We start from the raw sequence: 21,852 nt of genomic DNA on the forward strand, positions 1-21,852 counted from the left end.
CTATATGTCTATGTGGTTGCAAGCATGGGAGTTTACAGATACTATGTGCCCTATATGTCTATGTGGTTGCAATGAATTAAAGACCCAACAAAAGGCAACTCAATTGAGCTGCCTTTTTAAAATGAAAGATGGAAACAGAATTAACCTTCCATTCTCGCTACAATTTCTTCAGAAATTCCCACAGAGCAGAAGCCTCCGTCGTGGAAGAGATTTTGCATTGTAACTTTACGGGTAAGATCTGAGAATAAAGTTATAACATAGTCGGCACACTCATCCGCTGAAGCATTTCCAAGTGGTGACATTTGATTGGCATATTCATAAAATGCGTTAAACCCGCTGATACCGGTTCCGGCGGTAGTTTTGGTTGGCGACTGGGAAACGGTATTTACCCGTGTTCCGTTTTTCTTTCCATAGCGATAGCCATAGCTGCGGGCAATTGATTCAAGCATAGCTTTCGCTTGTGCCATGTCAGTATAATCAGGAAATGAACGCTGGGCAGCAATATAAGAAAGCGCTACAAGAGAACCCTTGTTTTCAATAGCATCCAGTTTTTCAGCAACCTGAAGCATTTTGTGGAAAGACAAAGCTGAAACATCAATTGATTTCAGAAACCATTCATAGTTTAAATCACCATATTCTTTGCCTTTACGGATATTTGTACTCATTCCTATTGAATGCAGGACAAAGTCGATCTTTCCGCCAAGTTCTTCCATCGAACCGGTATATAATTTCTCCAGATCTTCAATAGAAGTAGCGTCGGCAGGAATAATTTTTGCCTCGCAATGTTCTGCCAGTTTGTTGATTTCGCCCATACGCATCGCCAAAGGAGCGTTAGTCAAAGTGAAAGAAGCACCTTCTTCCTTAGCGCGGAGTGCTACTTTCCAAGCGATTGAGTTTTCGTCTAATGCACCGGAGATAATACCTCTTTTGCCTTTTAATAAACCGTATGCCATTTTTAAATTGATTGTTGAATGATATGTTTCAGGAGAGTCCTGTGATATTTTTAAGGTAACCTCTTTTGAAAAGGTATTTTGAGGGTATTATGATTTTTGCTAACAAATTGTTGAACTTGATTTTTCAGGGATATTGCTTAGTTTTGGACATTACGAACACTTAAGAAAAACCTCCGGATTTATATGTAGTGAAGACCGCCATTTTATCAGAGTCCTTCTCCTGAATTCCGGGTAAAGGACTTAAATAATTTTATTCAGAATATTGAAAAAATAATGGTTTAAGCCCTGGAAGCTATCATGTTAAAAGCGGATAACGACCTTTAAAATCCCCTCAAAGTAACAACTTTTTTACCAAAAATCATGACACTCAATATTCGAAAAGCGACAAAAGCAGATTTGCCAGAAATTCTTTCTTTATACAGTACGGTACTTGACAACGGAAAAATCTTAAGCCCGGAAAAGGCGGAGGTTCTTTTCAATAAAATGATGAGCTATCCGAATTATAGCATTTATCTCGCTGAAAATGAACATGAAGCCGTCGGAACCTTCGCCTTACTGATTATGGATAACCTGGCACATTATGGAACGCCATCCGGGGTGGTGGAGGATGTAGCTGTTAAAAATGAATACCAGGGAAAAGGAATTGGCAAAGCCATGATGAAATTTGCCATAAAATGCTGTGAGGAAGCAGGTTGTTATAAATTGTCACTTTCAAGTAATCTGAAAAGACATGAGGCACATGCATTTTATGAATCCCTGGATTTTGCAAGACATGGATACAGTTTCCTGATTGATTTGAGATAAAAACTTCAATCTGAGGCATTAAAAATCAGGCGAATCAAGGTAGATACTTGCATTCTACCTAAAAAATAGTTAATTTTGCATCGGTTTTAAAAATGAAGAAGAGGGGTCGTAAATCCCTCTTTTTTATTTCATTAACTTCTGTCTGGCAGCATCCGAAAAATCAGACAAAGCAAAATACTTGAAATGCTTAAAGATAAAATCACAGAACTACTTCAGAAATATCTGGAAGATGATAGATTGTTCATTGTCGAAGTAGAAGTAGGACAATCAAAGACCCGTTCTAATGTAACGATTTTATTAGACTCTGATATTGGAATCACCATTGAGGAATGTGCTAAGATAAGTCGTAAATTAGGGCATGAAATAGAGGAACTAAATCTGATAGAATCAGCGTTTAATTTAGAAGTATCCTCCCCCGGAATCGATCAGCCGCTAAAATTCAGACGCCAGTATGTTAAGAATATCGGCCGCTCTGTAAAGATCATACTGAAAGACGGTTCTGAAAAGAAAGGCAGCCTTGATGCCGTTTCAGATGAAGGCATCACCATCACTGAAGAATTGAAGAAAAAGCCTAAAAAGGGCGAAGAGCATGGTCCTCTTGAAATCCCTTTCAGCAATATAGAACAAACTAAAATTCAGATATCATTCAAATAATGGTATCATTTCGAGTAAATTGAGAAAATCAGAAAAGCAGTATTAATGAATTTTGCTCAGAACTCAGTAATGTCGCTCATTAAAAATAAAAACCAATGAATAGTGCAGAGCTAATAGCCTCGTTTGCGGATTTTGCAAAAGAAAAAAACGTTGACCGCCCGACGATGATCAAGGTGTTGGAAGAAGTTTTCCGCACCATGATTCGTAAAAGATATGGAACTGATGAGAATTTTGATGTAATCATTAACCCTGAGAGTGGTGACCTTGAAATGTGGCGGACCCGTGAGATCGTTGACGACAACTCAGAGGACATTTGGGATTATGACAAAATACCGTTAGCTGAAGCAAAATTAATAGAACCTGACTTTGAAATTGGCGAGGAAGTAGCCGAATTGATCAAACTGGAGGATTTTGGTCGCCGTATTGTTCAGACTGCCCGTCAGACACTGATTCAAAAGGTTAAAGATTTAGAAAAAGAAGGTCTGTTTGAAAAATATAAAGATCTTGTCGGAGAATTGATCACTGCTGATGTTTACCAAATCATTGGAAAAGAGTTAATTTTGATTGATTCAGAAGGAAATGAATTGAGCCTGCCAAAATCAGAAATGATTCAAAAGGATAGATTCAAGAAAGGTGAGCCGGTAAAAGCTGTCATTCATAAAGTTGACATGAATAATGGTACTCCGAAAATTACACTTTCCCGTACCTCTCCGGTATTCCTGGAAAGACTTTTTGAGCAGGAAATACCTGAAATTTATGATGGACAGATTATGATTCGCCGTATCGTACGTGAACCGGGTGAGCGTGCAAAAGTAGCAGTTGAATCTTATGACGACAGAATTGATCCGGTAGGAGCATGTGTGGGTATGAAAGGTTCCCGTATTCATGGAATTGTCCGTGAATTACAGAATGAAAATATTGACGTAATCAATTACACAGAAAACCTTGAACTATTGGTAGCACGTGCGCTAAGCCCTGCGAAAGTAAGTTCAATGAATATTGATCGCGAAAAGAAACGCATTTCGGTGTATTTGCTGCCTGACCAGGTTTCTCTTGCAATCGGTAAAGGTGGACAAAATATTAAATTAGCCGGTAAACTGGTCGGTTTTGAACTGGATGTATTCAGAGATATTCCAAAAGGTGAAGTTGACGATGAAGACGTTGACTTGAACGAGTTTACCGATGAAATTGAAGACTGGATTTTGAACGAATTCCATAAAATAGGTTTAGATACAGCCAAACAGGTTCTGTCTCTATCGAAAGAGGAATTGGTTCGTCGTACAGAGTTAGAAGAAGAAACTGTTCAGGAAGTAATGGACATTCTTCGTTCAGAGTTTGAATAATTTAGCAATGTGATTGAGTGAATGAGTGACTGAGTGCATCTTGACATTTAGTTTATCGCCCAATCATAAAAACTCAGTCACTCAACACACTCATTCATAAAATAATATTATTATAGAAAAGTATCAAGAAAAAAACATGGCAGAAGATAAAATGATGCGATTGAGCCTGGTGGCAAAGCAGATTAACGTGGGAACCTCAACCATCGTTCAATATCTCTCTGCCAAAGGTCACAGGGTTGAAAATAACCCAAATACCAAGCTGAATTTTGAACAACTTAAATTGCTGGCCAAAGAATATAACGCTACCAATTTATTGGATCAGCTTCCAATGTCTGTTCAGAAAGCTGTGGATGAAGTGGTTGCTCCGGAGCCTAAAAAATCGGATGATGATTTACCTTTGTATTTCCGTGGAGATGCTTCTAAAGAAGGTGCAAATGGTCCGAAAGCTGAGGAGAAAAAAGAAGAAGACAAGGAGCCTGAGTTGATTCAGGCTAAAGCGGAAGTTAAGTTCAAGGTTTTAGGTAAAATTGAATTGGATGCAAAAGGTAATCCGGTTCCTCCAAAACCTCAGACAATAGTTGAGCCTGAGAAGGTTGAAGAAAAGAAAGCGGAAGTTGTAGAACCCAAACCAGCAGAAAAGCCGGTTGAAGTCGCTCCAGTAGCTCCGCCCGTGATTATAGAAACTCCAAAATCTGATAACGTGGAACCTGTGAAGGTTGAACCAGTGATTGAATCCCCTAAAGTCGAAGCGAAGGTTGAAGTACCTGCTCCGGAGGCTGTTGAAGCTGTAAAAAAAGTTGAAGTGCCTGCTGAACAGGCTAAAGTTGAGCCTCCAAAGCCACCACAACAACCTCATAATCAACAAAAACCTCAGCAGAATCAGGGAAATGCTAATAATCAGCAGCGACCTTTTAACCAGCAGAATAATAACAATCAGCAACGCAATAACCCGAATCAGCAGGGACAGCGTCCGCAGCAAAATAACCCGAATAGCAATCAGCAGCGTAATAATCCGAATCAACAGAATCCGCAGCAGCCTGCTAAAGCATTCAACCCTAATCAGATTCCAAAACCTCAGCCACCAGCTCCGGCTCCTAAGCCTGAACCGGTTGAAGAACCGGAAATTGAGTTGATTGAGGCAAAAGGTGAAACTTTGCGTGGTTTGAAGGTTTTAGGTAAAATTGAATTACCTGTTGAAATTAGCCGCTCTGACCGTAACGACCGTAACAAGAAGAAGCGTAAGAGAATTAACAAAGCCGGGGAAAAAGTTACTGAAACTGAAATCAGAAACGAAAAAGGTGCTCCACGCCCTCCGAAAGATGGTTCGGCTCCTGCAGGAGGACAACAGGGAGGTTCTAAAAAACCTGGTACCAATAACCAGAATACCGGTGGAGGTAACAATAATAATAATAATAACAACAACAGAAATAAGCCGAATAACAATAATAATACTAATCAGGGAAATAAAGCTCCGCTTAAACCTAAAGAGGATGTAACCGAGAAGCAGATTCAAGACCAGATTAAGGCAACAATGGCACGTTTGCAAGGACAAGCCAATAAGCCAAGTTTCGGCGCAGATAAACGTAGAGCGAAGAGAAAAGTTCGTGCTGAGAAGGAAGAACGTCGTCAGCTTCAGGAAGAAGAAGAATCAAAAACATTGAAAGTAACCGAATTTATTTCGGCCAGCGATCTTGCTTCAATGATGGATGTTTCTGTAAATGAAGTAATCTCGACCTGTATGAGTCTTGGTATGTTCGTTTCAATCAACCAGCGTCTGGATGCCGAAGCAATTACTGTTATTGCGGATGAATTCGGATACGATGTAAGCTTTGTTTCTGCGGAAGAGGAAATAGAAGCAAGTATTGTTGAAGAAGTTGACAATGAAGACGATCTTGTAACAAGAGCTCCGATTGTAACAATCATGGGTCACGTTGACCACGGTAAAACATCCTTGCTTGACTATATCCGTCGTGCCAAAGTGGCTGCCGGAGAAGCAGGAGGTATTACACAACATATTGGTGCATATTCGGTACAAACGGATTCAGGAAAACGTGTTACCTTCCTGGATACGCCAGGTCACGAAGCCTTTACCGCAATGCGTGCCCGTGGTGCTAAAATTACTGACGTTGTAATTATTGTAATTGCAGCAGATGACTCAGTGATGCCACAAACCCGTGAAGCAATCAATCACGCACAGGTTGCCGGCGTACCAATCGTATTCGCTTTCTCAAAAGTTGATAAACCTGGTGCAAATACCGACAAAGTACGTGAAGAACTTGCTGCTATGAATATGTTGGTGGAAGAATGGGGTGGTAAATACCAGTCTCAGGAAATTTCATCGAAATCGGGTCTGGGTATCAATGATTTGTTAGAAAAAGTACTTCTTGAAGCTGAATTACTGGAATTGACAGCAAATCCTAATAAGCGTGCTGTTGGTACTGTAATTGAAGCGGAACTTGATAAAGGTCGCGGTTATGTAACAACAGTACTGATTCAGTCAGGTACTTTACATATAGGTGATATGATGTTGGCAGGAGCACACTACGGTCGTGTGAAAGCAATGTTTGACCACCTGGGAAGAAAAATCAAGGAGGCAGGGCCGTCAACTCCGGTTCAGCTTTTAGGTTTAAGCGGAGCACCTCAGGCAGGTGATAAGCTGAACTCACTTGAAAATGAGAGAGAAGCCCGTGAAATTGCCAACAAACGTGAGCAGATTCTACGTGAACAATCAATCAGAACACGTAAGCATATTACGCTTGAAGAGATTGGCCGTCGTAAAGCTATCGGAACATTCAAAGAACTGAACGTAATTGTGAAAGGTGACGTGGATGGTTCAGTAGAAGCACTTTCTGACTCATTATTGAAACTTTCTACAGAAGAGGTTCAGGTTCGTATCATCCACAAAGCAGTGGGTCAGGTATCAGAATCGGATGTATTGTTAGCTTCAGCATCAGATGCGGTGATCGTGGCATTCCAGGTTCGTCCAAGTGTAAATGCAAGACGTCTGGCAGAAAACGAACAAATCGAGATCCGTACTTATTCAGTTATCTATCAGGCAATTGATGATGTAAAAGCAGCGATGGAAGGCTTATTGGCTCCTACTTTTGAGGAAGTTGTTACTGCCAATATTGAAGTCCGTGATGTATTTAAGATTTCGAAAGTGGGTACAGTTGCAGGATGTTATGTGCTGGATGGTACTGTGAAACGTAATAATAAAATCAGAGTTATCCGTGATTTCGTAGTAGTGCATGAAGGTGAAATCTCAGCACTTAAACGTTTCAAAGACGATGTGGCTGAAGTTAAATTCGGCTACGAATGTGGTCTTTCAATCAAAAACTTCAATGATATCGTTGAATTAGACATTATTGAATGTTATGAATTGAAAGAAGTGAAACGTACACTTTAATCATTGGTCATATTGCTTTTAAAATATACCTCAATGGCCTGGCTATTGGGGTATATTTTTATCAGAAAATTTATAAAACCGATAAACTTTAAACAATAAAACTGTGATTGAAAATCTTTATGGGCTAATCGGCTATCCCCTCGGTCATTCGTTTTCCAAAGGATATTTTACGGAAAAATTTGAAAAATCAGGCCTGGCGGAAACGCATTTGTACGAAAAATTTGAATTAAAAGATATAACAGAACTTCCCGAATTACTTAACCGAAATAAGGCCAATCTGAAAGGATTAAATGTTACAATTCCTCACAAGCAGAATGTAATCCCTTTTTTGGATGAAATTGATGAGGCCGCTCAGAAAATCGGAGCAGTAAATACAATCAAAATCCTTCCGGATGGCAGAACAAAAGGCTTTAATACAGACTACTGGGGTTTCAGATGGACTTTGGAAAAATGGGCAGAATTTACTCAGGTTCAGCCAAAGAATGCCTTGATTTTAGGAAAGGGTGGTGCTTCAAAAGCCATTATTCAGGCACTTAATGATCTTGGGGTGCAAACACAATTAGTTTCAAGGTCGAAAGAATCTGATACAATTACCTATGAGGAACTGACCAGAGATATTATTGCAGAACATCTTCTGATTGTTAATACTACTCCTCTTGGAATGTATCCGAAAACAGAAGGATTTCCGGAAATTCCTTATGAATTATTAACCTCAGAGCATCTTTTATATGATATTGTTTATAATCCTCTGGAAACAGTGTTCCTTAAAAAAGGATTAGAGGCTGGTATCAAATCAGTACATTTTGGACTGGAAATGTTGCATGGTCAGGCAGAAAAAGCCTGGCAGATATGGAATGAATAGATAATAACCGTGATTTCCGGATGAATATGCCTCATTTTATTACCCTGAATGTAATATTGATCCGGACATCAACTGTGTTTTTTACTTTAGGCAACTGATGTTCCCAAAAATGCTGGGTTTCTCCCTGCATTAACAAAAAACTTCCATGACTGAGATCTATTGATCTGATGAGTTTTTTATCCTGATAATTTCGCAGCTGAAAACAACGGCTTGCTCCGAAAGTTACAGAACCGATTACAGGATTTAAACCCAACTCTTTCTCATTATCACGATGCCATCCCATACTGTCTTTGCCATCACGATAGAGATTTAGCAAGGCACTCGTAAACCGTACTTTAGAAATTTCCTCAGCTTTTTGCCTGATTTCAAGCAGGGCCGGAGTCCATTCATGAGGAATCATGGTAATTCCTGAATAAGTATATATTTTGCCCTCATCGCCATACCAGGCAGTGAGCCGGGGTTGCATAACTTCTTTTCCGAAAATCTTAATCGGTTCTTGTTTCCACCGGATTTCATCCAATAACTGATTGAAATAGAAATCACTCTTTGATTTGGAAAAAAAGTCAGGGTAAAAATAAGCTTCGCCCTGAAATGGCAATAAGTTCTGATTTTCTGACATGTAATTAAAGGGCTTTATTTTCGTTTTTCCAGATTTTGTAAGCATTCCTCATGCAATGCCCGCAAGGGCGATATCCTTCAGACTGTGCCTGTTTTTCGGAGCTGAAGAAAACCCGGTTGCTTTTTTTCATACGTTTCCCGGATTTGCAGAGTAAAGTACCATAAATCTTCAAAGCCGCATTTCCTCCAAAAGTTATGACACCTCGTCTGATAAGGGAATGTAAATCGGTTTTGTTCAGATTTTTATGAAAAAACATAGTTTTGCCAAGAGATATTTGTGCAATGATAGAAAAACAGCTTTACTAATTTTCAGCATCATGAAAGATAATGCCCAGAGTATGCCTTTGTCCGGAATGAAGTTCACTTACCCCATGTTTCATATTTACTCGGTAGTAGCCTTTACTTCCTCTGACCGGTCTGAAATTCGTGGTAAAAATAAGAATATCCCCTTTTCCCGGTTTTAAAACAATTGCTTTTGACTGTGCTCTTGGTGTTTGTTCAACCAGGACAAATTCCCCGCCCTGATAATCCTCTTCCGGATCATTCAAAAATAAAACCAGTTGTATCGGAAAAAAGACTTCTCCATAAAGATCCTGATGCAGGGTATTATGACCGCCTTTCCCGTATTTCAGAATTAAAACGGTTGGTCTGGTCTGATTATGCTGATGACATAAAGTATGAAGTTCTTTCAGCGTTTCCGGAAAGAATTTATCAATATTCAGCACCTTCATCCAGCTATTGGCTATAGAGGCAAGTTGAGGATAAACCGTTTCCCGGATACTTTGAAGCAGTTCCGGCAATGGATAACGGAAGTATTTGTATTCTCCAAGGCCAAAACGATATCGTTCCATTGTAATGGTTTTCCGGTAAAGTTCCTGCTTAGAATAGCTATCAATAAGTTCCTGACATTGCTCCGGTGTAAGCACTTTTGTGAGACTTGCAAAGCCTTTGGCGTGCATGCTCTCAGCTACCGAATTCCAGTCGATAGCTGTTAATGTTTCTTCAATGTTTTTCATGAAAATTAGAGGGAATGATTGCTTTTGACTGCTTCCCAGCCAATCATGGCAGTTTTGCGGCTGCTTCCCCAATGGTATTGTCCGAAAGCTCCTGTTGATTGAATTACGCGGTGACACGGGATCAGAAAAGCCACAGGATTATCCCCGATAGCAGACCCAACCGCTCTTGAGGCTTTCGGTTTTTCGATCGCTTCTGCGATATTTCCGTAGGTCGATAATTCTCCCATAGGAATTTTCAAAAGTGTTTCCCAGACTTTAAGCTGAAATTCTGTGCCTTTTAAATGAAGTTTAATCTGATTGAGTTTCTGCCAGTCATGCGTGAAGATATAGAGTGCATTTTGCTGGATCAGGTCAACCATCTGGTGATATTCAGCTTTAGGGAAACGGGTTTTAAATTCAGCAAGTGCATCATCTTCATTATCGGCAAATGACATATGACAAATTCCTTTGGAAGTGGAAGCTACCAGTATATTTCCGAAAGGGCTTTCGGCAAAACTATAATTGATTTGCAGGTTTTCGCCACCGTTTTTAAATTCTCCCGGTGTCATTCCTTCTATCCTGATGAATAAATCATGAAGTCTTCCCGTACTTGAAAGGCCGGTTTCATAGGCTGCATCAAACAAAGTGGCTTGTTTATCTTTCAGGATACTTTTGGCATATTCCACACTTAGATACTGTAGAAATTTTTTGGGGCTTACTCCGGCCCAGTCGCTGAAAAGCCGTTGGAAGTGAAAAGGACTTAGGTTGATTTTTTCAGCTACCTCATCCAGATTGGGTTGTTCCCTGAAATGTAGTTTTAAATAATCTATTGCCTCGGCAATGCGATTAAAGTTGATGTTTTCCTGAGTTGTCATTTTCTTCGAATTTTATGATACAAAGGTATAGCGTCGTCAAATATCATAAAATCCGAAAGTTGCGGAGTTATAAAAGGTCATAAACCTCTTACAGTGAAATAAACAAATGCCATTTTCGGTAATCGAATCTATTGCAGAAAAACACCTGAATTCTCTTCATCATCCAGAATCACACTTACATGTTCGCTGATGGTGGTAGATAAAGCATACCCTACATAATCAGCCAGAATCGGGAAACGGCGATAATTTCTGTCAACAATTACAGCAACCTGGATTCTTTTTACCGGGATGCTTAAAAAAGGTGCAAGGCTGTAAGCAAAAGTTCTTCCGGTATTCAATACATCATCCACAACAATAATTACCTTATTTTCAAGAAAACGTTCGTCGCAATCAAACTCTACCGGAGTTTCATAAGGAACATTTTTATCAAAATCTATCAGAACAGGATTACTCTTGATTCCGGAGATTTCCTGAAGCGTCTGGGCAAGCATCTGAGCAAAAACATAACCCTGTCCGCGAACTCCTGCAATGATGATTTCGCCTTCTTCAAAATTATTTTCATAAATCTCAAACGCAATTCTTCTGATTTTTTGCAAAACCTGCGTTTGGCTTAATATTTGATTAGTACTCGTTTCCATGATGCTAAGATAATAAAAAATGAAAACAGGAAGAATGAATTATATATTATCAGGCAGTAATAATTCGTTAATAACTGAAAATGCTGGTTTTTACCGGCTTTGAAACGAAACTGTAATCAGAAAACAGAAATAAAAAGAATACCTTCAAGCGTCTGAAATTTAAAATAAATATTTCTTCACTTGACACCAATACTCTTCAATCGCGGCATGATTTATGCTGTAAATAAGTTAACACACATGAAAGAAAATGAAAAAATTATGCAGTTTTTTAATTGCCATTGTATTGATTTGTGGCAATAGTGGAGCCGCCATTCCGGAAAACTTCTTAATCACTAAGATACAATCATCCCTCAGGACAGGTGATGCTTCCGAACTGGCCTCTTTATTTAACAAAAAAATAGAATTAATTATTGATTCTGAGCAGGTTGAGTTTAATCAGATTGCCAACGATCATGCTGAATTTATTCTAAAAGCGTTTTTCAGGAAAAAGACACCCAAAGACTTTCTTGTATCCTTTAAAGGAAATGACCCGCAAAAGCAGTTCTTTTCCGGGACCTATGTTACTGATAGTGAGAACTTCAGAGTATATGTCCTGCTGAAAAGGAAAGAAGGCCAATTCCTGATTGATACGATTCATTTCAGAAAGGACAGTTATCGTAACAATAGTATCGTGGCAGATTAACAGAGGGTAAAAACCTGAAACTCTTATTATAGAACAACAAATTTTTGGGCGTTTGAGCATCGAAGTGTTCTCTACGCCTTTTTTTTTGTACCTTTGCGACCAGAAATTTTGTTTGCGATTAGCAAACAGGCTCTTAACAAAGATTTTAAGACTAAATAACCCGATAAATTAACACAATATCATGGCAAAGACTTACGGAGGGCAACAGCAAAGGGTAATGATGCAGTCTCCTTCAAATCCATTGGCGATTAAAACCAAGAAATACGCCTTTGAAAAAAACAAGTATATCTCATTATCAATGCGCCAGTTGATTCAGAAGCAATGGTTTTGGGGATTTGTGCCTCTTGGGATTATTTTCCTGAACGTTATTCTGAATCTTACCGGAGCTTACAAAAACTGGTGGATCTATGTATTTGCTGTATTAGGAGCTGTTTTGTACCTTGCTTTCTGGGCTATTCAATTTACAGGAGTTACACAGCTGGCACAATACAAACAGTTATTCGACAAATATCGTTATGAAATTGACAGTCGTCAGATTTTAATGAAACTGAGCGACCAGGAAGGTGGCGTAATTAAATGGGATATGATTCTTTCAGCCTACAAGGATAAAGAAGCATATATTCTTACCATGGGGAAATTCCAGTTTATATATCTGCCATTCACGATCTTTACAAGTGAAAATGATAAAAAACTAATGGATAAGATTTTGAGAGATAAAGGATTTATCGCTTAATTTACTTCCTTACAACAGTATAAAAAGGCTTATCAGGCATTTGATCTGATAAGCCTTTCTTTTTGTCATTCAGATTAAAGTATCTGCGTTCAGGCTTTTAATGCTGAAAAAGGCGAATAGAAAGGCTTTTGTCTTAAAAAAGATAAAAAAATAGTAGATTTGACATGGTCATTTCATGGTTTGATTACTTTATATATTTGAAATAGTTATCATATGCAGCATAAATTCGAAAAGACTGAAGACTTTCTCAAAGAGCCTTCTTTTGTGGAGTGGGTTAAAAAAACACAGCCCTCAGCATTTTGGGAAAACTGGCTTGCTCTTAATCCTGAAAAAGAACAGGAATTTGAGAATGCCAGAAAGATTGTTTTGACCATAAATTATCAGAAACGATATGAATTGTCTGAAAACGATACAGAAGATATGCTTCATTCAATTCAGCAATTTGAAATGGTTCAGGCACAGAAAAGAACCTCAAAAAAACTGTTGTTTTCTCCTGTAATCCGGTGGTCAGCTGCTGCAATATTGATTCTCGCAATTTTGGGGACTTTTTACCTTAATCAGAACAAGACCAGGGGCACAGAGGCCGCTGAACTTGCTTTTAAGAATGAAAGGACTAAACGGGGAGATCGGAAAACGATAGTTTTGCCTGACGGTTCCAAAGTAACAATTAATGCACAAAGCACTTTAAGTTTTCCTGAACATTTTGAAGCAGGCAGGAGAGAGGTATATTTGAATGGCGAGGCCTTTTTCGAAGTAGTTAAAAATCCTGAATCTCCGTTTATTGTGAAGACCAGAAAGGTTGAAACGCAGGTACTTGGTACGTCTTTCAATGTTAACTCCTATGATGATCTTTCCACAGCTTCCGTAGCAGTAGTTATCGGAAAAGTAAATGTAAAAAACACCAAAGGGAGTGCTTTAATTCTTACTCCCACAGAAATGGGGCTGATTGAATCTGAAAAATCTGAGATTCAGAAAACAAGTTTTGACCCTGATGCTGTCACAGGATGGAAAGATGGAATGCTCTTTTTTGCAAAATCTGATTTTAATGAAGTTTTCAGAAAGATTGAAATCTGGTATGATGTGGAAATAATTGTAGAAGGTAATAATTTGCCGAAAGGAAGATACAGCGGAGCGTTTAAAAATGAAAAACTGGAAGATGTTATGCAAGGCATTGCATTTACGTCAGGATTTAAATTTCAGATCAAAGGGAAACAAATTATCATTCATAACTGACAAATATGATTACAGACAATTACATCTTCTCATACTGATTCCGGCCCGCGGAATGCTTTCCGGTTAGCATCGCATATCTTTTGTATCAGACAACTAAAGCATCACTTCGATGAAATGCTCCATATCCCTTATTCTTAAAAACACGGGATCTATGATCCGGGCGGGGATAATACTGTTTTTGCTGAGCAGAGATTTCAGTATTTACAGTCAGATTCCGGGGAGTGCTGAAGAAGTCAAATTAACTGTGCGATTTGAGAATAGACCTGTTCTGGAAGTTTTTAAGGAACTTGAAAAAAAAACGGGATTCAGATTTACTTACAACGATGCCTACCTGAACGAAAAACTAAAGGTTTCATTAAGAGCCGAAAACAAGAACATTCAGGAAATCTTATCTTACCTGTCAAAAGAAACCAATTTAGCTTTCAAAATTATCAAAAAGCATATTCATGTAATGGCTTTTGAGGATCTGCTGTCTTCCGGATCAGAACCTGATCCAAAAAACTTTTCCTTCAGAATAGAAGGAATGATTACAGGAACAGACACAGGAGAGCCGGTTTTTGGCGCCACTGTTGCTATAAAAGGCAGCACGAGAGGAACTGTCAGCAACGAAAAGGGAGCGTTTGTCCTTGATGCGGATAATGAAAATGCAATCCTTTTGATTTCCTCGATCGGGTTTGTGAAAAAGGAACTGAAAATCGGGAAAAAGACGAAGGTACAGATAACCCTTCAACCTGATATAATTCCTCTGGAAGAAGTGGTGGTGATAGGTTATGGAACTCAGAAGAAGAAAGACTTGACAGGAGCTATATCTACCATTGATCCGGAAAGAATTATCAAAATCGCGACCAATGATGTAACAAAGGCAATGCAGGGGCAGATAGCAGGAGTAAGTGTACACGGAAGCGGTGAACCGGGGATGAACCCGCAGGTAATTGTGAGAGGAATCGGAAGCTTTAACAGTACCAGTCCACTGTATATTATTGATGGAGTGCAGGCTCCGATCGGAGATTTGCCTGTTTCTGATATAGAATCTGTGCAGGTTCTGAAAGATGCTTCTGCCGCCGCAATTTATGGTTCCAGAGCGGCAAATGGTGTAATTATCATTACCACCAAACGAGGTAAATCGGGTAAAATGAAAGTAGATTATAGCTTCTATCATGGCTGGCAAAATATTGCAAAACGATTGGAGGTAGCAAACAGGGAAGAATATCAGATGCTTGTAAATGAGGCTTCTGCTAATGCTGAACCCGCTTTGGCAAAAAAACCTGCAAATGACTCTGATTCTCCGCTTTTTGTAAATAATATTGATACCGACTGGCAGAAAGAAGCATTTAAAACCGGAAAAATTCAGGAACATACTTTAGGTGTTTCAGGAGGAAATGAAACGGTAACGTACAATGTATCGCTTAATTATTTCGATCATACCGGTACCATTGTGGGCTCGGGGCCTGGTTATACCAGATACGGACTTAGGGTAAATACAGATTTTAAACATCAGAGATTTAAGTTTGGTGAATCATTAGGCTTTACCGGGGTTGACCAGAATTTTATGACGTTTGTTCATGACGGAACACCATTGGGATATATCGTCGGGGCAATTCCTACACTTCCTGTTTATGATAATACTACTAAAAACGGCTTTGGAAGTGCAAGTCAGACTATTCACGGATCATATACGGCCAATGCCATTGGTTTTAACAGTACCCTGCAAAGTAAAACGGATCGCAACCGCCTGATCGGAAATATTTACGGGGAATATGCTATTCTGGAAGACCTGAAATTCAGATTGAGTTTAGGATATGAAAGAACTGACTGGCGGGACTTTAATTTTCAACCCAAGTATGATTTTGGGTGGTTTTATGTGAATAATATTGCCAAAATGAATGATTGGCGAGGATACGGCTATACAGGAACGATTGAAGGGACTTTATCTTATGACAAAATAATCGGGAAAAACATTATTTCAGCCATTGCCGGATACTCGGTTTTGCAATCTGCCATCAGCAGAGTACAGGCGCATGCCGAAGGTTTTTCTGAGCCCTATTTCCCTGTTTTAAGCAACGGTACTTCAGGAATCAGCGTGACAGGTTATGAGGAAGAAAACAGACTTCTGTCTTACTTCGGGAGAGTTAATTATAGTTTTAACGACAAATACCTTCTTACTGCTACCATTCGCAGGGATGCTTCTTCCCGGTTTTCCAGACAAAACCGCTGGGGAACATTTCCTTCTCTCGCACTGGGCTGGAAAATGCATAATGAAAGATTCATGAAAGCACTTCCATTTATCAGCCAGTTTAAACTAAGAGCCAGTTACGGATTACTTGGTAATCAGGAAATCCCTTCCTATCAATATGAAGCGGTAATTAACCCATATGCACATGCCGTATTCGGGAATCAGCTGGCGCCTGGTGCCACGCAACTAGAGTTTGCAACACCAGATATTAAATGGGAGTCCAGAGAATCACATAACATTGGTTTAGATGCCGGATTTTTAGGTAACAAAATTACATTAACTGTTGAATATTATCAGAATACCTCCAAAGACATGCTGCTACGTGTAAGAATTCCCGAATCTACCGGAGTATATAACTGGAAGTCTCCTTTTGTAAATGGGGCGTCTGTCGAAAACAGTGGCTGGGAGTTTCAGGCAGGTTATAAAAATACCAGCGGGGGGCTTACCTATGGATTTAATGCCTATCTGACTACTTTGAAAAACAAGGTGCTTTCGCTCGGGTATGGCGATCAGCCGATTGGTGATGGAATTACCAGGACAGAAGTAGGAGGAGAGGTAGGTGCTTTGTATGGCTGGGTGACAGATGGTCTTTTTCAGACGCAGGATGAAATAGATCAGTTGAACCGCAAGTCACCGATCGGAAGATACCAGGAAGTACTGACACGCCCGGGAGATATCCGTTTTAAAGATATTAACGGACGTGATGCCAATGGAAAACTGACAGGCAAGCCTGATGGTAAAATTGATGATGATGACAGAACTTTTCTGGGAAGCGCCATTCCTGACGTCAGCTTTGGAATAAGTGCTAATCTGGCCTTTAAAGCATTCGATTTATCGGTAATGGCTTCAGGAGTCTCAGGAAACCTGATTTATAATGGGTTAAGAGCCAGTCTGGAATATGGCGGAGGCTGGGACAATTATGCTAAAAATTCCCTGAATCGCTGGACGCCGGCTAACACAGATACAGAGGTACCAAGGGTCGTTATGTTTGATCCAAACAAAAATAACAGGGCTTCTGCCCGTTGGCTTGAAAAAGGAGATTATCTGAGAATCACCACTGTACAATTAGGTTATTCTTTGCCTAAAAAGGTATTATCAAAGTTAAAAATGTCAAGACTCAGAGTGTATGTATCAGGGCAAAACCTGCTGACACTTACTGGATATACCGGTTTTGACCCGGATTTTGGAAATGATGGATTGTTCAACCGGGCCATTGATCAGGGACTTGCTCCGAACAGAAACTTTAACGCCTATGCCGGAGGTTTGCCAAACCCCAGAAGTTTTATGGCAGGAGTTCAACTCGGATTTTAAGATTTTAAGTCAAAATGAAGAAACAAAACATAAAATTTCTGATAACAGTCATCTTTTCCATGATTTCATGCAAAAGCGATTTCCTTGATCTGGCCAACCCAAATGTTCAGACCAGTGAAAGTTATTGGAAAACCGAAGATGATGCCTTAAAAGGCGTTAATGCCATTTATCAGGGACTTTATTATGACGGGACCTTTCTGCGTTTTGCCCAATGCGCATTAGATTTCAGGGGAGATGATACCATGAGTCCGAGTACCTGGGATGTCATGTCAAATACCGGGTCTTTCAAATTGTTTAACAATACCATTATGCAGGAATGGTTGTGGACCGCATTTTTTGGAGGGGTAAACAGAGCAAACCTTGTTCTGGATAACATAGAAAATATTCCTTTTAAAGACCAAAACTATAAAAACAGGCTGAAAGGAGAGGCCTTATATCTAAGAGCCCTTAATAATTTTTATCTGGTCAGTTTTTTCAATAATATCCCTCTGATTCTCAAATCTTATAAAAATTCCGGTGAGTATTTTCCTTCTCAGGCAACCCCTGAGGAGACCTGGACTCAGATAATGAAAGATTTTGATGACGCTTCAAAATTATTGCCTTCCGGTTATAGCAATGCCGATTTAGGCAGAGCCACAAAAGGAGCAGCATTAGCTTTTCTGGGAAAATCTTATCTGTTTAATAAAAGATACGCTGAAGCAGCTTTGAAGTTTAAAGAAGTAATTGATTCAAAAATATATAACCTTGTCAGTAATTACGGGGAAAATTTTACCGAATCGGGTGAAAACAATCCGGAATCTATTTTTGAAGTACAGTTTTCCAGAGAGGCAGGCGGGACTACCATAGGCTGGGTAGATGTACCAAATGCAGACTGGTCTAAGACAACTGCCAGAGCAGTTACTTACGCTCCTGCACCTTTCGGTTGGAATGATGCTGCACCTACCAAATGGATTTTTGAGGAGTTTAAGAAGGAAAAGACGATTGAGGATCAGGTTGACCCCAGATTGAAAGTGTCGATTTACTATAATTATCCTGACTGCAAACTTTACGGACAGTCTTTTCAGCAGGTTTATGCAAATGAAACTGATAAACTGGGCATGAAAAAGTATGGAAACGGGGATAGTGGCGTTATTGATGAAAAAGACTGGCGCTCCGGGATTAATGAAAGACTAATGAGGTATTCGGATGTGCTGCTGATGTATGCGGAATGTCTGAATGAATTGGGAAATACAGGACTATGTGCCGATTATATTCAAAAAGTAAGAAACCGGGTGAAATTACCTGACCGCTCTACAGAATTTGCGGGATTTACACAGGCACAGATGCGGGAACAACTGAGTCATGAAAGAGCTTTGGAATTTGCTTTTGAAGGACATCGGTTTGACGATATTCATCGCTGGGGCTGGTTGAAAGACCCTCTTAAACTGACGGAATTAAAACAACATGATGCTGAGTTTAACAGCTATGTTCAGGGAAGAGAATTCTTTTCTATCCCTCAGGCAGAAATTCAGGTAAATCCTAATCTCAGACAAAATCCAGGTTATTAGTCTGAAATACAGATACCTGAAAACAAAAAGAATCGTCGCCGGAGCAACGATTCCTGAGGGTAACAACTGTTTTAAATTAAATTGATTTGGGTAAATTTGATTGTGGATAATATCAGAAACGGACTTTCTTTCTTTTATGAGAAAAAAGCCAGCTTAGTAGATCAGGCTCCTGAAAAACATTGTCCCAGCTGTTATGATTTACATTAGGGTATTCTTTATATTGAACATCAACTTTCAACTCTTTTAATTTCTCTACCATTTTTCTGGAAAGGTTAACATCTACAACCTGATCTATGCTGCCATGAAAAACACGAAATGAAGTTTTATTGACACTCTTGTTATATTTCTCCACATCTCCTCCGCCACAAATAGGAACTGCTGCTGCAAAAATAGAAGGATAGCGGTAAAGGGCTTCAAAAGTACCCATTCCTCCCATCGAAAGTCCGATAATATAAAGATGAGTTTTATCAACGCTCTCAGTATTACAGATGTTTTTAACGATATCAATGGCTGAAACTAAAGGCCATGTTGGTTGACGCGAATAATCAAACTGAAGGTCTAAGGGTGTTTTGGTACGATCTACTTTTACAGAACTCCAGTAACTGTCTTCAGGACATTGCGGGATTATAACGAAGCAAGGGTAATTATTTCTGTTTTCATCTTTCAGGAAAAGCTTTGCTCCATGAGTAAGCTGCTTTTCATTGTCGTTGCCCCGTTCTCCTGCTCCGTGGAGGAATAGAATCAAAGGATATTTTTTGGTTTTATCGTAATTAGCCGGATAAAGAATGCGGTAAGGTAAAATCTTTCCTTCAGGATTTACATATTCTTTTTTCTGATATTCATTCAGATCCTGTGCGGAAATAGTACCTGTGATATAACAAATGATCAGGAATGAAAGGAGAATTTTTTTCATAATTTAAAGCGGGCATATTTTAAAGGAAATCTCCGAAGGAGAATACTTATAAAATTCTTAGGAAATAATCATTGTACCAATGTGATACAATGATAGTTCATATTCTTGAAATATTCAAAATATTTCTGATTTTTTGAATAGGTCCTGCGGCTTAATAATTAAGAATACGGGCTTAAACGTATCCTGTGATATTATTTGGTATAATTAAAACCGGATTAGTGCGTATAACTGGTATTACAGAAAAAGCCCCGAAAATCAAATTTCCAGGGCTTTTGAGCGAAATATAATAATTTTATTCCCCAACAATCTGTGCCACTAATTCTTCAGTATATTCTTCGATGTCTCCTTCCTCAATAATTCTTTTGGGGGATGGAATAGAATCAAGAACCCTTAATGCTTTATCGTAGGCAGGAAAAAGATTCTTTGCAGATGGACGGGAAACGAAAAGATCAAAAGTGTAATTTTCAGCCTTAGCAATTGCATTTAATAAAGTCAGGTAACCAAAATTTCTGGCAGACTTTTCCTGAATACCTTCTTCCGTCTCTAAATCAAAAGCCATAGGCTTAACCAGATGTTTTTGATGGTTTTGCCATTCATAATCAAATTTTAGACTTATCTCGTTAGACGTTACGATTATATCTTTCTTTAAATACTGCTCAACATTTTTATTCTTATAAATGATGCTTTTGAATAATTTCTGACTAATATATTTTTCATTACGCTGATTATCTCTGTGCAAAGGTTCTTCATAATCACTAAAATATAGCTCATAATAAGATGATGCTAGTTCTTCGCAATTTTCAATATCTAATATTCCTGTTCGGAACTCTCCAAACTGTAATGCAGTAGCATCTTCCAGTAAAAATTCACGGGCAACAAATATTTGAGGTTTGGCCAATAAATCATCATAAAACAGGTCCCAGTTAGCTGTAACTGATTGAGCTTTTTGTTTAATACCTTTTAAATGAGCCTTGACAAACCATTCTGAGAAGTTTAGATAACTGTGTGATAGCCTTGATAACCTGGTTGGAGCGTGGAATATGACTCGTTTTTGCCGAGGAAAAATAAACAAAATACCCACATTCAACGCTTCGCCAGACGCCGCCGAATGAACGTATCGTAAAAGGCTATATGTGAAAATATTTGTATTCATTGTAGTATTCCTTTCAAATGATTGACAAAAGTATGGCTATTTTGCTTTGCATTCCATAAATATTTTTGTAAAATCTCTATATCCGGTGAGGCAAAATTTTCCTTTTCTATCTGTTCAACGTAAGAATCCAGGACATTAACGTTTAAACGCTTTAAAAGTTCTTCAAAATCAGCGAAAAAGCCTTCTATTGTTTGCCTATTATGACCTGATAAAAATGGATAAAAAACATGATTGTGATATGGAAAAGTCCAAAGTGGCGATTCCCAACTTTCAAAGCCATGATTTGTACTTAAACAAAACTCATGATCTATTAAATAAATGTCATGATTCCGGATTAATAAATTCGATTTTTCTACAAAACGCCTGTCCAGATTTCCAACAAGAATATCAAATGCGAAAACAGTATCAATTCCAGAAAGCCCTTCTAAAGTATTTTTTGAAATATTTTTTCCAAAATTATTTGTTCCGGATAAATACTCACAGCCAAAATTTAATCGTGCTTCTTTTTGTATAATTTCTTTGCTTAATTCATCAGGAAGGGTTTTCATAAAAGCATCATCAAATCGAATCAATGCTGGTTGAGGAGTCAATAAATCAAATTCATTTATCAAAGCAACGGTGAGTATATCTTTGGCTAAGGCCATGTTTACCTGGACCTCGGTTTTATTGTATAATTTGACTACGAATTGTTGAAGTTCTCTCTTATCATTTCTTACTGTTACAATGATAGGACGGGTTCTTCCTCCTTTCTCAATTCTACTCTCAAAAGTTGTGGCTTTGTAGATAGGTAACAAATTGGTATCTGTTTAAATTAACAATACCTAAATATACAATTTATTCCTAACCTTTGTCAAATGCCTTCTGTAATGCTGTTATGATAAGTAAAGAACGTATAGAAT

Annotated in this window: 19 protein-coding genes; 10 read left to right on the forward strand and 9 right to left on the reverse strand. The window is 38.8% G+C overall.

What is annotated here, in order from left to right; translation table 11 throughout:
- Window positions 1-140: 140 nt before the first annotated feature.
- Window positions 141-953: an enoyl-ACP reductase FabI gene (locus BM179_RS07610; RefSeq protein WP_092014653.1), complete on the reverse strand. Its 813-nt coding sequence runs from the start codon at window positions 951-953 to the stop codon at window positions 141-143.
- Between the two features lie 360 nt (window positions 954-1,313).
- Between BM179_RS07610 and BM179_RS07615 the strand changes: the two genes are divergently transcribed.
- From BM179_RS07615 to BM179_RS07635, 5 genes are all read left to right on the forward strand, one after another.
- Window positions 1,314-1,757: a GNAT family N-acetyltransferase gene (locus BM179_RS07615; RefSeq protein ID WP_092014656.1), complete on the forward strand. Its 444-nt coding sequence runs from the start codon at window positions 1,314-1,316 to the stop codon at window positions 1,755-1,757.
- Between the two features lie 183 nt (window positions 1,758-1,940).
- Complete coding sequence (rimP, locus tag BM179_RS07620; protein WP_092014659.1) at window positions 1,941-2,411, forward strand: ribosome maturation factor RimP; 471 nt, start codon at window positions 1,941-1,943, stop codon at window positions 2,409-2,411.
- Between the two features lie 95 nt (window positions 2,412-2,506).
- Window positions 2,507-3,754: a transcription termination factor NusA gene (nusA, locus tag BM179_RS07625; protein WP_092014662.1), complete on the forward strand. Its 1,248-nt coding sequence runs from the start codon at window positions 2,507-2,509 to the stop codon at window positions 3,752-3,754.
- A gap of 136 nt (window positions 3,755-3,890) precedes the next feature.
- The gene (gene infB / locus BM179_RS07630) at window positions 3,891-7,160 is read left to right on the forward strand and encodes a translation initiation factor IF-2 (protein ID WP_092014665.1); all 3,270 of its coding nucleotides are present in this window, start codon (window positions 3,891-3,893) and stop codon (window positions 7,158-7,160) included.
- 103 nt (window positions 7,161-7,263) lie between these two features.
- A complete protein-coding gene (locus BM179_RS07635; RefSeq protein ID WP_310586930.1) occupies window positions 7,264-8,022 on the forward strand; it encodes a shikimate dehydrogenase family protein in 759 nt (252 codons plus the stop codon).
- Window positions 8,023-8,053: 31 nt separating this feature from the next.
- Here BM179_RS07635 and BM179_RS07640 read toward each other — a convergent pair whose 3' ends face one another.
- The 5 genes from BM179_RS07640 to BM179_RS07660 all read right to left on the reverse strand — a co-directional run bounded on the left by BM179_RS07640 (window position 8,054) and on the right by BM179_RS07660 (window position 11,148).
- Window positions 8,054-8,641: an alpha-ketoglutarate-dependent dioxygenase AlkB family protein gene (locus tag BM179_RS07640; RefSeq protein ID WP_092014668.1), complete on the reverse strand. Its 588-nt coding sequence runs from the start codon at window positions 8,639-8,641 to the stop codon at window positions 8,054-8,056.
- A 4-nt stretch (window positions 8,642-8,645) separates the two neighbouring features.
- Window positions 8,646-8,897 carry an Ada metal-binding domain-containing protein gene (locus BM179_RS07645; RefSeq protein ID WP_092014672.1) on the reverse strand — a complete coding sequence of 84 codons (252 nt, stop codon included), beginning with the start codon at window positions 8,895-8,897 and terminating at the stop codon, window positions 8,646-8,648.
- A 45-nt stretch (window positions 8,898-8,942) separates the two neighbouring features.
- Window positions 8,943-9,656 (reverse strand): 2OG-Fe(II) oxygenase, encoded by a 714-nt coding sequence (locus BM179_RS07650; RefSeq protein WP_092014675.1) that lies wholly within the window; start codon window positions 9,654-9,656, stop codon window positions 8,943-8,945.
- A 5-nt stretch (window positions 9,657-9,661) separates the two neighbouring features.
- Window positions 9,662-10,510 (reverse strand): bifunctional helix-turn-helix domain-containing protein/methylated-DNA--[protein]-cysteine S-methyltransferase, encoded by an 849-nt coding sequence (locus BM179_RS07655; RefSeq protein ID WP_092014678.1) that lies wholly within the window; start codon window positions 10,508-10,510, stop codon window positions 9,662-9,664.
- A gap of 128 nt (window positions 10,511-10,638) precedes the next feature.
- The gene (locus BM179_RS07660) at window positions 10,639-11,148 is read right to left on the reverse strand and encodes a phosphoribosyltransferase family protein (protein WP_092014682.1); all 510 of its coding nucleotides are present in this window, start codon (window positions 11,146-11,148) and stop codon (window positions 10,639-10,641) included.
- A gap of 247 nt (window positions 11,149-11,395) precedes the next feature.
- On the opposite strand from BM179_RS07660, the gene BM179_RS07665 reads away from it, so the two are divergent.
- The 5 genes from BM179_RS07665 to BM179_RS07685 all read left to right on the forward strand — a co-directional run bounded on the left by BM179_RS07665 (window position 11,396) and on the right by BM179_RS07685 (window position 18,887).
- Entirely contained in the window at window positions 11,396-11,830 is a 435-nt protein-coding gene (locus BM179_RS07665; protein ID WP_092014686.1) for a DUF4783 domain-containing protein, read from the forward strand.
- 181 nt (window positions 11,831-12,011) lie between these two features.
- Window positions 12,012-12,563: a YcxB family protein gene (locus tag BM179_RS07670; RefSeq protein ID WP_229632917.1), complete on the forward strand. Its 552-nt coding sequence runs from the start codon at window positions 12,012-12,014 to the stop codon at window positions 12,561-12,563.
- A 213-nt stretch (window positions 12,564-12,776) separates the two neighbouring features.
- Window positions 12,777-13,796 carry a FecR family protein gene (locus BM179_RS07675; RefSeq protein WP_092014689.1) on the forward strand — a complete coding sequence of 340 codons (1,020 nt, stop codon included), beginning with the start codon at window positions 12,777-12,779 and terminating at the stop codon, window positions 13,794-13,796.
- 109 nt (window positions 13,797-13,905) lie between these two features.
- A complete protein-coding gene (locus BM179_RS07680; RefSeq protein ID WP_092014692.1) occupies window positions 13,906-17,340 on the forward strand; it encodes a SusC/RagA family TonB-linked outer membrane protein in 3,435 nt (1,144 codons plus the stop codon).
- A gap of 59 nt (window positions 17,341-17,399) precedes the next feature.
- Window positions 17,400-18,887, forward strand: a complete 1,488-nt coding sequence (locus BM179_RS07685; protein WP_218159175.1) for a RagB/SusD family nutrient uptake outer membrane protein — start codon at window positions 17,400-17,402, stop codon at window positions 18,885-18,887.
- A 112-nt stretch (window positions 18,888-18,999) separates the two neighbouring features.
- Here BM179_RS07685 and BM179_RS07690 read toward each other — a convergent pair whose 3' ends face one another.
- The 3 genes from BM179_RS07690 to BM179_RS07700 all read right to left on the reverse strand — a co-directional run bounded on the left by BM179_RS07690 (window position 19,000) and on the right by BM179_RS07700 (window position 21,747).
- Entirely contained in the window at window positions 19,000-19,800 is an 801-nt protein-coding gene (locus tag BM179_RS07690) for a carboxylesterase family protein (RefSeq protein WP_092014698.1), read from the reverse strand.
- A gap of 292 nt (window positions 19,801-20,092) precedes the next feature.
- Window positions 20,093-20,953, reverse strand: a complete 861-nt coding sequence (locus tag BM179_RS07695; protein WP_092014700.1) for a DUF3037 domain-containing protein — start codon at window positions 20,951-20,953, stop codon at window positions 20,093-20,095.
- On the reverse strand, window positions 20,950-21,747 hold the full coding sequence (locus tag BM179_RS07700) for a HipA family kinase (protein WP_092014703.1): 798 nt from the start codon (window positions 21,745-21,747) through the stop codon (window positions 20,950-20,952). The genes BM179_RS07695 and BM179_RS07700 overlap by 4 nt, the downstream gene beginning before the upstream one ends.
- Between the last annotated feature and the right edge of the window lie 105 nt (window positions 21,748-21,852).

The organism is Pseudarcicella hirudinis (assembly GCF_900115665.1).
GTDB classification, from domain to species: domain Bacteria; phylum Bacteroidota; class Bacteroidia; order Cytophagales; family Spirosomataceae; genus Pseudarcicella; species Pseudarcicella hirudinis.